Origin of the sequence: Bowdeniella nasicola (assembly GCF_001907295.1) — a bacterium.
Lineage (GTDB): Bacteria > Actinomycetota > Actinomycetes > Actinomycetales > Actinomycetaceae > Bowdeniella > Bowdeniella nasicola.
The window spans coordinates 1-14,036 of record NZ_MQVR01000018.1; the positions used below are offsets into that span (position 1 = coordinate 1).

General features: G+C 65.1%; 11 protein-coding genes. 10 read left to right on the forward strand and 1 reads right to left on the reverse strand.

Annotation, left to right across the window (positions count from 1 at the left end; all coding sequences use genetic code 11):
* Positions 1–188 precede the first annotated feature (188 nt).
* Entirely contained in the window at positions 189–1,244 is a 1,056-nt protein-coding gene (locus BSZ39_RS04435; RefSeq protein ID WP_073716177.1) for a 3-isopropylmalate dehydrogenase, read from the forward strand.
* Here the strand turns inward: BSZ39_RS04435 and ilvD are convergent.
* Entirely contained in the window at positions 1,241–3,118 is a 1,878-nt protein-coding gene (gene ilvD, locus BSZ39_RS04440) for a dihydroxy-acid dehydratase (RefSeq protein WP_073716178.1), read from the reverse strand. The genes BSZ39_RS04435 and ilvD overlap by 4 nt on opposite strands.
* 148 nt (positions 3,119–3,266) lie before the next feature.
* On the opposite strand from ilvD, the gene BSZ39_RS04445 reads away from it, so the two are divergent.
* The 9 genes from BSZ39_RS04445 to BSZ39_RS04485 all read left to right on the forward strand — a co-directional run bounded on the left by BSZ39_RS04445 (position 3,267) and on the right by BSZ39_RS04485 (position 13,885).
* Positions 3,267–4,715, forward strand: coding sequence for an alanine/glycine:cation symporter family protein (locus tag BSZ39_RS04445; protein WP_073716179.1), 1,449 nt, complete (start codon positions 3,267–3,269; stop codon positions 4,713–4,715).
* A gap of 20 nt (positions 4,716–4,735) precedes the next feature.
* Positions 4,736–5,896, forward strand: coding sequence for a branched-chain amino acid aminotransferase (locus BSZ39_RS04450; RefSeq protein ID WP_222842860.1), 1,161 nt, complete (start codon positions 4,736–4,738; stop codon positions 5,894–5,896).
* Positions 5,897–5,935: 39 nt separating this feature from the next.
* A complete protein-coding gene (gene lplAB, locus BSZ39_RS04455; protein ID WP_073716180.1) occupies positions 5,936–6,985 on the forward strand; it encodes a lipoate-protein ligase LplAB in 1,050 nt (349 codons plus the stop codon).
* A gap of 179 nt (positions 6,986–7,164) precedes the next feature.
* Positions 7,165–9,003 (forward strand): TIGR03773 family transporter-associated surface protein, encoded by a 1,839-nt coding sequence (locus tag BSZ39_RS04460; protein WP_083602941.1) that lies wholly within the window; start codon positions 7,165–7,167, stop codon positions 9,001–9,003.
* 10 nt (positions 9,004–9,013) lie between these two features.
* Complete coding sequence (locus BSZ39_RS04465; RefSeq protein WP_073716182.1) at positions 9,014–10,579, forward strand: anchored repeat ABC transporter, substrate-binding protein; 1,566 nt, start codon at positions 9,014–9,016, stop codon at positions 10,577–10,579.
* Entirely contained in the window at positions 10,576–11,532 is a 957-nt protein-coding gene (locus BSZ39_RS04470; protein WP_158025087.1) for a choice-of-anchor M domain-containing protein, read from the forward strand. Before BSZ39_RS04465 ends, BSZ39_RS04470 begins: the two co-directional genes overlap by 4 nt.
* A complete protein-coding gene (locus BSZ39_RS04475) occupies positions 11,529–12,269 on the forward strand; it encodes an anchored repeat-type ABC transporter ATP-binding subunit (protein WP_073716184.1) in 741 nt (246 codons plus the stop codon). Before BSZ39_RS04470 ends, BSZ39_RS04475 begins: the two co-directional genes overlap by 4 nt.
* Positions 12,263–13,150, forward strand: a complete 888-nt coding sequence (locus BSZ39_RS04480) for an anchored repeat-type ABC transporter permease subunit (protein ID WP_073716185.1) — start codon at positions 12,263–12,265, stop codon at positions 13,148–13,150. Before BSZ39_RS04475 ends, BSZ39_RS04480 begins: the two co-directional genes overlap by 7 nt.
* A gap of 9 nt (positions 13,151–13,159) precedes the next feature.
* The gene (locus BSZ39_RS04485) at positions 13,160–13,885 is read left to right on the forward strand and encodes an NADPH-dependent FMN reductase (RefSeq protein WP_073716186.1); all 726 of its coding nucleotides are present in this window, start codon (positions 13,160–13,162) and stop codon (positions 13,883–13,885) included.
* The last annotated feature ends 151 nt before the right edge of the window (positions 13,886–14,036 follow it).

Here is a 14,036-nt window from a genome sequence, read left to right on the forward strand (position 1 = left end):
GGGCTTCCGGAACCTGACCCACTACATCGCCCGCAGCCTCCTCGAGGCCGGCGGATTCAAACCCCGACTACACCCTCGATTGTGAAGAGCCGCTTAAATCATCATTCCAACTCTCAACGGAAATTGCCTGCGTTTTTACTAGGAGAACGGACACACCGCCCACGAAGCAGGGCCGCTAGCGTAGGGCTATGGCTGAGTTGAATCTGGCAGTAATTGGCGGCGACGGGATTGGTCCGGAGGTCACCGAGCAGGCGCTCCGCGTGCTTCGGAAGGTCCTCGGTAGCCGCGTGATTACGCTGACGGAGACGGAGTACGACCTCGGCGCGCGGCGCTGGCACAAAACTGGCGAGACGCTGACCGACGCGGATATCGACGCCCTGCGCGACCACGATGCGATCCTGCTGGGCGCGATCGGGGACCCGAGCGTGCCGTCGGGCATCCTCGAACGTGAGCTACTCCTAAGGCTGCGCTTCAGCCTCGATCACTACGTCAACCTGCGGCCCTCGATCCTGTACCCGGGCGTCCCGAGCCCGCTGGCAAACCCTGACGAGATTGACTTCGTCGTCGTGCGCGAGGGAACCGAAGGTCTCTACTGCGGCAACGGCGGCGCGGTGCGCGTCGGAACCGAACACGAGATAGCGACCGAAGTGTCGGTCAACACGGCGTTCGGCGTGCGCCGCCTGGTGCGCTACGCCTTCGAACTGGCGATGACCCGCGAGCACAAGCACGTCACGCTCGTCCATAAGCATAACGTGCTCGTGCATGCCGGCCACCTGTGGCGCCGCACCGTCGAGGAGATCGGCGCCGAATACCCCGAGGTGACCACCGACTATCTGCATATCGATGCCGCGACGATCTTCCTCGTGACGGAGCCGTCGCGTTTCGATGTCATCGTCACCGACAACCTGTTCGGCGACATCATCACCGACGAGGCCGGAGCGATCACCGGGGGCGTGGGGCTCGCGGCGAGCGCGAACCTCAACCCGGATGGGGCCGCGCCCTCGATGTTCGAACCCGTCCACGGGTCGGCGCCCGATATCGCGGGGGAGAACGTCGCCGATCCGATCGCGGCGATCGCCTCGACCGTGCTCCTGCTGCGGTACGTCGGACAGGCCGAGGCCGCCGAGGACGTCCAGCGCGCGATCAGCGCGCACATGACGATGCGTGCCGAGGCCGCCGCGGCGGGCGATCCCTATCGCGTCACGACGACGGGCGTCGGCGACGACGTCCTGTCGGTGCTTTAGCGGCGACGGAGCACGCGGCTGACGTCGCGCGCGGCGCCGGTTGACGCGCTCGTCGCGCACGCGGCATACAGCTGTAGGGCGGGGGAGACGTGGCGCTCGCGGGTTGCGGGCGTGTACGGGGTCTCCCGCTCTTCTTCTGCCTGCCGCCGCGCGGCGAGTTCGGCCTCGTCGACGTTGAGCTCGAGCAGGCCCTCGGTCACGTCGATCGTGATGCGGTCGCCGTCGCGGATCAGGGCAATGAGGCCGCCCGCGGCCGCTTCGGGGGAGACGTGGCCGACCGAGATGCCGGACGTGCCGCCGGAAAAGCGTCCGTCGGTGATGAGTGCGCACTTCTTGCCGAGGCCGCGGCCCTTCAAAAACGACGTCGGGTAGAGCATCTCCTGCATGCCGGGGCCGCCCGCGGGGCCCTCGTAGCGGATGACGACGACGTGGCCTTCGCGCACGGTCTTGTTGAGGATCTTTTCGATCGCCTCGTCCTGGGATTCGACGACGATGGCCTCGCCTTCGAAGTGGAAGAGGTCGGGGTCGATGCCGGCGGCCTTGATGATCGCGCCGTCGGGTGCGAGGTTGCCACGCAGGACGGTCAGGCCCCCGTTCGCGGTATAGGCGTGCTCGATGTCGCGGATGCAGCCGCCGGCCGCATCGGTATCGAGGCTTGCCCAGCGGTTGGTCGTCGAGAACGGCTCGACGGTACGGACGTTGCCGGGCGCGGCCGAAAAGAGCCCGAGCGCGGTTTCGGTGGCGCTGCCGCCGCGGATATCCCAGTCGGCCAGCCAGGAGGTGAGGTCGGCCGAGTGCACCGAGCGGACGGTGTGGCGCAGGAAGCCGCCGCGGTCGAGTTCACCGAGCAGGGCGGGGATGCCGCCGGCCCGGTGGACGTCTTCCATGTGGTAGTCGTTGTGGTTCGGCGCGACCTTCGACAGGCACGGCACGGTATCGCCGAGGTGGGCGATATCGGCCAGGTCGAATTCGACCTCGCCCTCGATTGCCGCGGCGAGCAGGTGCAAGACGGTGTTCGTCGAGCCGCCCATCGCCATATCGAGTGCCATCGCGTTGTGGAAGGCGTCCTTCGTCGCGATCGCGCGCGGCAGGACGGAATCGTCCTCCTCCTCGTAGTATGCGCGGGTGATGTCCATGATCGTGCGACCGGCCTGCTCGAACAGGGCCTTGCGGGCCGCATGCGTCGCGAGCGTCGAACCGTTGCCAGGCAGCGCTAGCCCGAGCGCTTCGGTCAGGCAGTTCATCGAGTTCGCGGTGAACATGCCCGAACACGAGCCACACGTCGGGCAGGCGAGCCGCTCCATTTCCGTGAGGGTCTCATCGGAGACCTCATCGTCGGCCGTGGCATTCATGACGGTCACGAGGTTGCCGTGGCCCGTTTCGGAACCGCCGACGATCGCCTCGGCCGGGATATTCTTACCGGCTTCCATTGGGCCGCCGGAAACAAAGACAACGGGGATGTTCAGGCGCAGCGCGGCAAGCAGCATGCCGGGCGTGATCTTGTCGCAGTTCGAGATGCATACGAGGGCGTCGGCGCAGTGCGCGTTGGCCATGTACTCGACGGCGTCGGCGATGATCTCGCGGCTGGGCAGCGAGTAGAGCATGCCGGCGTGGCCCATGGCGATCCCGTCGTCGACCGCGATGGTGTTGAACTCCTTCGCGACGCCGCCCGCCTCCGCGACGGAGGCCGCGACGAGCTGACCCATGTCCTTTAAGTGGACGTGGCCGGGGACGAACTGGGTAAAGGAGTTCGCGATCGCGATGATCGGCTTGCCGAAATCGTCGTCTCCCATTCCGGTCGCGCGCCATAGGGCGCGGGCTCCCGCCATGTTTCGCCCGTGGGTCGATGTTCGTGAGCGCAGCGGCCTAGCCATGACAAGTCCCTTCCATGCGTGTGACGGGCAGTCTACGTGTTCGTGCCTGAGCAGGCCGGAGCATTCAATGGCTGGACGCCCCGGGCATCATCGACGCGTGGGTGCCACGATACAACCACCAGAAAAGCCGCGTTAATTGGAGTGAAACGTGCACGCCCTTTCCGCTGCCATTTTGGCCGTAGCCGATGCGATCACGCTGTATGCCACCATCTGGATCCTCCTGGGAGTAGGCCTGTACCTCACCTGGCGCTCGCGGGCGGTCCAGCTCCGGCTGTTTCGGCACATGGCCCAGGTCGTCCTGCATTCGCGCGGCGGCGCTCGCGGCGGGATTTCGTCCTTCCAGGCTTTTTGTATCTCGCTTGCGGCGCGCGTCGGCGTCGGCAACGTGTTTGGTGTCGCGGCGGCGCTGCTCATGGGTGGTCCGGGCGCGATCTTCTGGATGTGGATCGTTGCCCTGGTAGGGATGGCGACCGCGTTCTTCGAAGCGACCCTCGCCCAGATCTTCAAGGTCCGCGCTGGCGACGGAACGTTCCGCGGGGGACCGGCCTACTACATGCAGCTGGGGATGCGCTCCCCGGTCCTGGGGGCAGTCTTCGTGGTCATCACGGTCGTGACGTGTGCGTTCGTCATTACGACGGTGCAGTCCAACGCCATCGCCGAGACGATGGCCGCGGCCGGCACGAAGCCTGAGATCACGGCCGCGCTGCTGTTCGCCTTCGCCGCGCCGGTCATCATCGGCGGCATTCGTTCGGTCGCCCGCGTCACCGAGATCATGGCGCCGGTCATGGCCCTCATCTATGTCGCGATGGCGTTTGTCATCGTCGCGCTGAACATCACCGAGTTCCCGCGCATTATCGGCATGATCCTGTCTTCGGCATTCTCGCCGGAGCCGCTCGTCGGTGGCCTTGGGGGCGGCCTGCTTGCCGCGATCATCAACGGCACTAAGCGTGGTCTGTTCTCGAATGAGGCGGGGCAGGGGACTGCACCGAACGCCGCGGGGACCGCGACCGTGACGCACCCGGTGCGCCAGGGCCTCATTCAGTCGCTCGGGGTTTTCGTCGACACGATCATCGTGTGTACGGCCACGGCGTTCGTCATCCTCGTCGCGGGCCCGGAGGTGTGGGGAGCCGAGGGCGCGAACCCGGCGACGCTGACGACGATGGCCGTCGGCCACGCGCTCGGGTCGTGGACCGCGGTCCCGATGGCGATCATGATCTTCGTGCTCGCGTTCTCCTCGATCATCGCCGCCTACGTCTACTCCGAGGTCAACATGTACTTCGTGACGAAGTCCAAGGCCGGCATGTGGGCGGTGCGAGCCGTTTCGATCGCATCCGTCGTGCTGGGAGCGCTCGTCACGCTAAACCTCGTGTGGAACACGGTCGATATCGCCATGGCGATCATGACGGTGACAAACCTTGTCGCTCTCGTCGTCCTCGCGCCGTGGGCCGTCGCCGCGCTGCGCGATTTCGAAACGCAGCGGCGCGCCGGGGCTATCGAGCCGGTCTTTGATCCGGCGGCCTGTGACACGCTCCCGGCGGCGCTGCCGACAACCGCGTGGGATCGCCAGGCGGATGTCGCTGCCGAGCAGCGCGCCTGACGCGTAAGGTTTCCTATGACATGCAGTGGAAGGACAACACGACGATGAGAAGCGGGCGAACCGAGTTAGAAGCCGCGGCGAGCGCGATTGCGCTGACCACCGACGACGTTGCGGGGGAGTTCACGCTTACCGGCGACACCAAGCGCCGCAGCGACGAGGAGATCTCCCAGATTCTCGCGGACCTGCATTTCGGAACGATCTTTTCCGACCACATGGCCCACGTCACCTGGACGGTCGGCGAGGGCTGGGGCGAGCGTCGTATTGAGCCCTACGGCCCCATCGAGCTGTCGCCTGCCGCGGCGATCCTGCACTATGGCCAGGAAATCTTCGAAGGACTCAAAGCGTATCGGCACGCCGACGGCAGCCTATGGACCTTCCGCCCGCAGTTCAACGCGGCACGGTTTAACGCCTCGGCACGCCGGATGGCGATGCCCGAACTGCCCGTCGAGACCTTCCTCGGCTCGCTTGTCGACCTCGTTCGCCAGGATGCCGCCTACGTCCCGCAACTGCCCGGCGCGCTGTACCTGCGCCCGTTCATGTTCGCGTCCGAACCGTTCCTCGGCGTGCGTCCCAGCCACCGGTTCGAGTACTTCGTGATTGCGTCGCCCGTCGGCGCATATTTCGCCAATGGGTTCACCCCGGTCTCGATTTGGGTGACCAAGGAATACCACCGGTCCGGCCCTGGTGGTACGGGCGACGCCAAGACGGCCGGTAACTACGCGTCCTCGCTCATGCCGCAGCAGCAGGCAGCCGACAAGGGCTTCGACCAGGTGTGCTTCCTTGATGCACGCACGCAGGAAAACCTCGAAGAGCTCGGCGGCATGAACGTCTTCGTTGTCTACCGCGATGGCCATGTCGCCACGCCGGTGCTCACGGGAACGATCCTTGAAGGCGGCACCCGCTCGGCGATCATCACGATTCTTTCTGAGGAGGGCGTCGAGGTCGAGCAGCGCACGATCCCGCTCGCCGAACTCGTACGCGACATCTCTGCGGGAGAAGTCAGCGAAATCTTTGCGTGCGGAACGGCCGCTGTCGTCACACCGATCGGCCGGTTGGCATCCGATGACTTCGAGCTCCAGATCCCCAGCGGCCCAGTCACCGAACGGATCTATGAGCGACTGACGTCGATCCAGTCGGGAGAGGCCGAAGATCCGCACAATTGGATGTTAAAGATCGCCTAGCGACAAGAGAAACTGAGGCGCCGTCGATAGACTGGCGCTATGCGTGGCGAATTCAAAGTCCGAGGCGGCAAACTCGTAGCGGTCGATTGCGACATTGAGAATGATCGGCTCGCCAACGTCAATATTTCGGGCGATTTCTTCCTCGAGCCGGATACGGCACTCGAAGACCTGAACGCCGCATTGACCGGGATGTCGGCATCCTCGAGTGTCGAAGAGCTCAAGACCCGCATGGACCGGGAACTCAATGGCGAGATCGCCATGATCGGGTTCTCGACCGAGGCCGTCGCGATCGCAGTGCGTCGGGCCCTGGGCCAGGCGACCGGATGGTATGACCACACGTTCGAGGTCATCCACGGTCCCGCGATGCACCCCGCAATGCACGTCGCGCTGGACCAGGTGCTGCCGGGCGAAATCGCCGCCGGTCGGCGCGGTCCGATCATGCGGATTTGGGAATGGGATGCCCCGCTCGTCGTCATCGGTTCGTTCCAGTCCGTGAAGAACGAGATCGACCCCGAGGGCCTCGCAGCCCACGACATCATGCTCGTCCGCCGTATCTCGGGCGGCGGCGCCATGTTTATGGAGGCCGGCAACTGCATCACGTACTCGCTCATCGTGCCCACCTCCCTCGTCGAAGGGCTGTCGTTCGAACGGTCCTACTCCTACCTCGACGACTGGGTCATGGGGGCGCTCGCGGACGTCGGCATCAACGCCCACTATGTCCCGCTCAACGACATCGCCTCCGAAGTCGGCAAAATCGGGGGAGCGGCCCAAAAACGGTTCGCCAACGGCGTCGTCTTGCACCACGTGACGATGGCCTACGACATCGACGCCAACAAGATGCTCGATGTCCTTCGTATCGGGCGCGAAAAGCTCAGTGATAAGGGCACGCGCTCGGCCAATAAGCGGGTCGACCCCATGCGGTCTCAGACCGGCATGGCGCGCGAGGACATTATCGACGCTTTCATCAAGCACTTTGAAGGCCGCTACGACACGGTCCGTTCTGACTATCGGCCCGAAGAGATCGCGAAGGCTGAGGAACTCGTCAAGACGAAGTTCCTCTCCGAAGAGTGGACCTACCGCGTCCCCTAACCCGATTTCCGCCTGAAACACGGCCGGTGGTCGCATGGACGATCCACGTTGAGGCGCGCCCTACCCAGCGAGAAAAGCTCGAAAGATGTGACGAGCAGCCCCCTTGTCAAAGTTGATAACCAGAACCAATAAGGATAATCTCGGGGCGTCTTATCTCTCGACTCCAAGGAGCTCTCGCCATGTCTGTAAACACCCTGCGACGAGGGCGAGCGGCACTGCTCGCAGTCGTCGCGCTTGCGGTTGCAGCGGTTTCGCCCGTTGCCACAGCCGCGCCCAGTCTCACGCTTGATCACGGTCACGTGGACGCCTTCAATGTCCAGGCCAAGGACGGGGAACTCGTCCTGAACCTCAAGGAAGATGTCACGGGGGCGCACGTCATTCGCACTCCCGAATCCGTCCTGCTCAAGGTCAAGGAAGAAGCACTCAACGAGAGTATCCCGGCCAATGCGCCGGGAGCTCCGCGTGGCTACCTGCTCCCGATGACCCAGGATCCGAAACTCCTGTGGCCCGGCTGGGACACGTTGGGTGTGCAGGGTGACGCGGCGGGCTTCCACGCCATCGACATCGCCCTGACTAAGGTTTCCGGGCCCGGCAAGGTGCACCTGTTCAGCTCCGGGATGACTGGCATTACCTCCCTGCTGAAGGACGGCGGCTACGAGCTGAAGTCCGGCGTGGTTATCAACCAGGGGTATCCTGCTCACACCCACGCCAACTGGGTTTTCGAAAAGGCCGGCACCTACACTTTCACGGTCCAGGCCTCGGGTAAGACCAAGGCCGGCGTGCTGAAGAAGTCGAACACGGCGACCTACACTTTCCAGGTGGGCGAGCCGACCACGGCGCCGACGACGGAACCCACCACGGCGCCGACGACGGAACCGACCACGGCGCCGACGACGGAACCGACCACGGCGCCGACGACGGAACCGACCACGGCGCCGACGACGGAACCCACCACGGCGCCGACGACGGAACCCACCACGGCGCCGACGACGGAACCGACCACCGAGCCCACGACGGAACCGACCACGGCGCCGACGACGGAACCGACCACCGAGCCCACGACGGAACCGACCACGGCGCCGACGACCGCGCCCACCAGCGCACCGAAGCCGACGACTGCCCCGCAGCCGACCACAGCTCCGGCTCCGAGCGCACCGGCCCCCGCGCCGAGTCCGACCGCTGAACAGTGCATCCCGACCGAGATCACGCGCGAAGTGAAGCAGGCCGCTAAGGTCGCGACTTCCGGGCACTTCGATCTGGGCGTTAAGCTCGAGGGCGGCAAGCTCGTCGCCTCGCTGAAGGATGACCGCAGCCAGCCCGCGTCGTGGGTGGCGCCGTCCTCGCTCGTCTTCCAGCTGGGTGACGCTGCGAAGCAGTCCGCGCCGGATGCGCTGAGCTTTGTTGCCAAGCCGGGCTCTGACGTCTGGGTTATTGGTTCGACCCAGGTCGCTGGCGTACCGTGGCTTGGCCAGAACACCATGCACCCGTCCGTCGTGAACGGCACCAAGGGCGCCGTTACCTGGACGCTCACCGGCGTGACCGGTCCGGGCAAGCTGGCCGTGTTCAACTCGGGCGGTTTCGGTTCCGGCGTCGGTCAGCGTGTCTTCGACAATGTCGGTGGTCCGCGCAGCTACGACGTGCCTGCGAACACGCACGCGCACCCGAACTGGGTCTTTACCGCTCCCGGTAACTACCAGGTCAACATCAAGCAGACCGCGACGCTCACCTCGGGCGCCAAGGTCAGCGCGGATACCGTCCTGCACTTCGCTGTTGGTGGCGCGAAGCCGATCGCTGGTGGCACCAAGACCATCAAGGAATGGGTCGGCAAGACCCCGGACGGTAAGGACTGCGTCCTGACCCCCGAACAGATCGCGAAGCTGCCCGCGGGCGCTCGCGTCGGTGGCAAGAACACCCTGCCGACCACCGGTGTTGATTCCCTCGGCACCAGCCTGTCCGCTGCCGGCGTGCTCTTCCTGGGCGGCCTTGGCATGCTCGCTCTGCGTCGCCGCACCGCCTAGGAGTCCATAGATGCGAACTCGTCTCGTCGCCGTCGTTGCCGCCGTTGCCTTAGGGCTCTCGGGCTGTGCCCCCGCGCATAAGGCTGCGACGGCGACGAGCGAGGCACCGCTGCGGGTCGTCACCACGACGGGGATCTTGCGTGACCTTGTCACCAACGTCGGGGGAGCGCGCGTTGCGGCATCCTCGATCGTCCCCGATGGTGCCGACCCGCACTCCTACGAGCCGACTCTGCGGTCTGTTCGCGATGTCGTCTACGCCGATGTCGCATTCTCCAACTACTTAATGCTGGAGCAGCACTCCGTCATTAAGACGCTCGATGCAAACCTGCGCTCGGGCGTACCCAATATTTCGCTGGCCGAGGCAGCGACGCGGCACGGCGCGGAAGTCATTCCGCTGGTCGAACACGTCAGCCTCGATACCATCTGGCTCGGCCTACGCGTGCGCGGCAAGGGCACCGACAAGGGTGCCGATCGGGCCAGCGAAGTTCGCCTGCAGGTCCGCAACGTCGAGGGGCCGGGCACGATGTATGCCTATCTCACCGAAACGTTCGGTAAGCCGCGCATCGTTGCTGACTCCTCGAAGGGCTTTAACGCGGGCGACGGGTATGCGGCCTCGACATTCGCTCTGCCGCTGGATGCTCACACCCACATGTCGTGGGTGTTCACGCAGCCCGGAATCTATCGGGTGACCTATGGCGCCGAACTCACCGTGCGCTCCGGCGCACGGCCATACGAGATCCCGGATGAGACCGTGACCTTCGCAGTAGGCGTTGACCCAAATACCGTTCCTGGTCACGAGAACTCTACCGTCCTCGATTCCGGCCACGCCGATATCACGGCCGACGTCGATACCGGCGAGATGTACATCTTCGCCGACATCTCCGGTGGCGGCGAGTACACCCAAAAGCGATTCGAACCCGAATCGACGGTGATTTCGGTCCCGGCCAAGGCCCTAACCGAAATCCCCGGCGGGCCACATTTCCGATTCCTCGGATCGCCCGGCGATCAGATCTACCAGCTGCCGCAGGCCGTCCTCGGCGCGCACGTGCACGGCGAGATCGACCCGCACCTGTGGCATGACGTGCGCAACGTCAAGGCCTACGTCAAGGTCATCCGCGACACTCTGTCCGATAAGGACCCCGACGGCCGGTCCGTGTACTACGCGAACGCGCAGGCCTATCTCGACAAGCTCGATGCGCTCGATGCCGAGATGACGGCGACGATCGCCTCGATTCCGCCCGAGCGGCGCTACCTCATCACGACCCACGACGCCTTTGGTTACCTCGCCAAGGCCTACGGGCTCAAAGTTGCGGGCTTCGTGACTCCGAACCCGGCGACCGAACCGTCGATCGTGCAACGTCGCAAACTCGCGAGGACAATCGAGACGCTCAAAGTCCCGGCCGTATTCTTAGAAGCCGGCCTCATCGCACGGTCCTCGACGCTCGCTGCCGTGGCCAAGGACGCCGGGGTGCAGGTGTGCCCTATCCTGTCCGACACGTTCACTCCCGAGGTCTCGACCTACCTCGATCTCATGCGGTACAACGCTCAACAACTCAAGGAATGCCTCACATCATGACGTCTGCTTTCAAGCGTGCCTGGCTCGCCATCGCCATGGTCACCCTCATCGGAGCAACGAGCGCCCAGGCGGCGACCGAACCGCCGCCGTCCGATCCCGCGCTGGAGCAAAAGGTCGACGCGAACGAGAAGGTCTCGAACGAGCCGGCCGAGATCGCCACCGGCCACGTTGACATGGGCCCGAAGCTCATCGACGGCGCGATGCAGGCCGCGGTGCGCGATGACAGCGTCTCCCCGCCCGTATGGCGAACCCTTGACTCCGCCGTCCTGCGGGTTAACGACAAGGCGATCACTGAGCTGCCCGAAGACCCGCGCTACGAGTTCTTGGGCATTCCCGCGGGCACGAAGGTTCATGTCGTGCCCCAGACCCAGAACCAGGACGTCATCTGGCTCGGCTGGAACACGCAGGATCCGGCAATCGTCGACATGATCGACCGCGGCGTCACGATGACATACCGCGGCCACACCGGCCCCGGCGAGGTCCACCTGTTCGTCGAGTCCGGCACGTTCGACGCACCCCCGACGCAGCTCTGGTCGAGCACAGGAAAGCCGGGCCAGGACTTCTGGGTCAACACAAATACGCACACCCACGCGAACTGGGTCTTTACCGAGCCCGGCGTCCACCTCGTCGACTTCACGATCAAGACGACCACGCGCGACGGTAAAGAGGTCCGCGCGGATGGCACGCTGCGCTTTGCCGTCGGAGACGCCGCCAATGCCGATGAGGCCCGCACCGCGACTTCCGAAGCATCGTCCGCGCCCGCTGAAGAGAGCAGCGCCGCGCCCGCCGAGTCGAGCGCAGCCCCCTCCGAGGCAGCGGCCCCCGAAGAAAAGTCGTCGTCCTCGGCACTGCCGATCGTCCTGGCCGCCGGTGGTAGCCTACTCGTCCTTGGCGCCCTGGCCGCCTTCTTCACGATGCGCACCCGCAAACTGAAAGCGCAGGTGAATGAGTGAGCGCGCTCTCGATCGACTCCCTCGCCGTCTCACTCGGCGGGCGCCAGGTCCTGTCCGACGTTTCGCTGCGTGTCGAACGCGGCCAGATCCTCGGCGTTGTCGGACCGAACGGCGCGGGCAAGACGACGCTGCTGCGTTCCATCATGGGACTCATCCCGGCGCGTGGCACCGTCACGTGTGATGGCGGCATCGGCTATGTGCCGCAGCGCCACGAGGTCGCCTGGGACTATCCGATCAGCGTGGAGACCATGGTCCGTTCCGGACGCGTGCGCCGCATCGGCTGGCTGCGCCAGGCCGGCCTCGAAGACCATCGCGCCGTTGCCGAATCGCTGCGCCGCGTCGAGCTGAGTGATCTCGCCGAACGTCCGATCGGGGAGCTATCGGGCGGACAGCGCCAGCGCGTCATGATCGCGCGGGCCCTGTCGATTCGCCCGAGCCTCCTGCTGCTCGACGAGCCCTTCACCGGCCTCGATATGCCGACGCAGGAACTGCTCACCGCCGTCTTCGCATCGCTCGCGGCCGATGGCACGACGATCATCATGACGACGCACGACCTGCCCGCTGCGATGGTCACGTGCGATTCGATCGCCATGGTCGCCGGCACCATCGTTGCCCACGGGACGCCCGCCGAATTGCGCGACCCGGAGATCTGGATGCGCACGTTCGGGATTTCGGCGGCCTCGCCGCTGCTCGCCTCGCTCGGATTGCACCATGAGGAGGTGGGAGCGGCGTGCTGAGCCCGCTCGAGTTCTTCTCCGACCTGTTCAACCCGATGCTCGCCTTCTTGCCGAAGGCGCTCATCGTGGCCCTGCTGTCCTCGCTCGTCGCCGGAGTCGTCGGTACCCACGTCGTCCTGCGCGGAATGGCATTCATCGGCGACGCCGTCGCCCACGCGGTCTTCCCGGGCCTTGCGATCGCGTTCGTCTTGCAGGGCTCCCTCATTCTCGGCGGCGCCCTCGCCGGCATCACGACCGCGATCCTCGTCGCCATCGTGGCACAGGGCAGGCGCGTAAAAGAAGACAGCATCATCGGTGTCTTTTTCGCGGGCGCCTTCGCGCTGGGTATCGTCATTTTGTCGACCTCGCCCGGGTATTCCGGCAGCCTGCAACAGTTCCTGTTCGGATCGCTCACGGGCGTGAGCGACTCCGACATCATTACGGTCGCGATCGCCGCGGTCGTGGTGGTCGCAATCGTGCTGGCGCTCCATAAGGAGATCGTCACCGCCTCGGTCGACCGCGAGTCTGCGGCAGCGCTCGGCGTGCCTGTGTTCGCGCTCGACCTACTGCTCTACGTGCTGGTCGCCATCTCCGTCGTTATCGCGGTTCAAACGATCGGTAATATCCTCGTCCTCGCGCTCCTCGTGACGCCCGCTGCGGTCGCGCGGCTGCTGACCGAACGCGTGACGACGATGATGATCCTCGCGCCCGTTGTCGGCATGGTGTCCTCGTTCATCGGCGTCTACCTGTCCTGGTCGCTCGACCTTCCGACCGGCGCCATGATCGTCCTCGTGGCGACGGCATTCTTCCTTATCGCCTGGCTCGTAGCGCCCCGCCACGGCATCCTCATGCGTCGCAAGCCAGGAACTAAGGCCCGTCGCGACGAGCTGGCCCTCGCATAGACTCAAGGCATGATTCGACTCGCAGTCATCGATGCCTCGACCTCACCGCTGAAAACGGGTGGCCCAATCGCCGATTGGGTCGCCGAATGCGCCCGGAGGGTGCGCGCCTTCGATGTGGAGATCATCCGGATCCGCGATGTTGACCTGCCCTTCTTCGACGAACCGTACCTGCCGCGGTACGCCCACTATGAGCACGAGTCGACCAGAGCGTGGTCGGCGCGCATCACGAGCTTCGATGCCTTCGTGTTCGTGAGCCCCGAATACAACCGGGGATATTCCGGGCGGCTGAAGAACGCCATCGACCACCTCGCCCAAGAGTGGGCCTTCAAGCCCGCCGCAATCGTCTCCTATGGCGCCTCCATGACCGGTGGCCTGCGCGCGCTCGAAGCCCTCAACGACGTGCTCAATTCCCTGCACATGTTCGTCACCCGGGAAAACGTCATCGTGCCCTTCGCGGGCCGCGAGGCGCACCGCTGGGAAGGCCGCGAGGTCACCTGGGGCGTGGGCGAGGATGGCGAGTTCGTCGCGACCCCGGGCATGGTCGAAGCCTGCGAGTTAATGCTCGAAGCACTGGTTCGCCTCGATGCAGCGATGCACCTCGTGCGTACGCCCGATCAGCTCGTCGGTGATCAGCAGGGGATCGGTAACCCGCCCTCGGGCTCGATTCCGCAGGTGCGCCCGCGCCCGATTCGCGACGATCGCGAAGAGTGGCGACGCTCCGGCCGAATGCGATAACCGCGAAAAACCGCGAAACAGCTGTGTCTGGTGTGACTGAAGTGAACGCGAAACGGTAAATTCCTGGAATTTCGGCGCGCTTTGCGTGTTTCAACGCGACAAATGCCCGGATTCCCGCGTAAAGTCCCTTGCAGCGGCACCAATCCGGGTG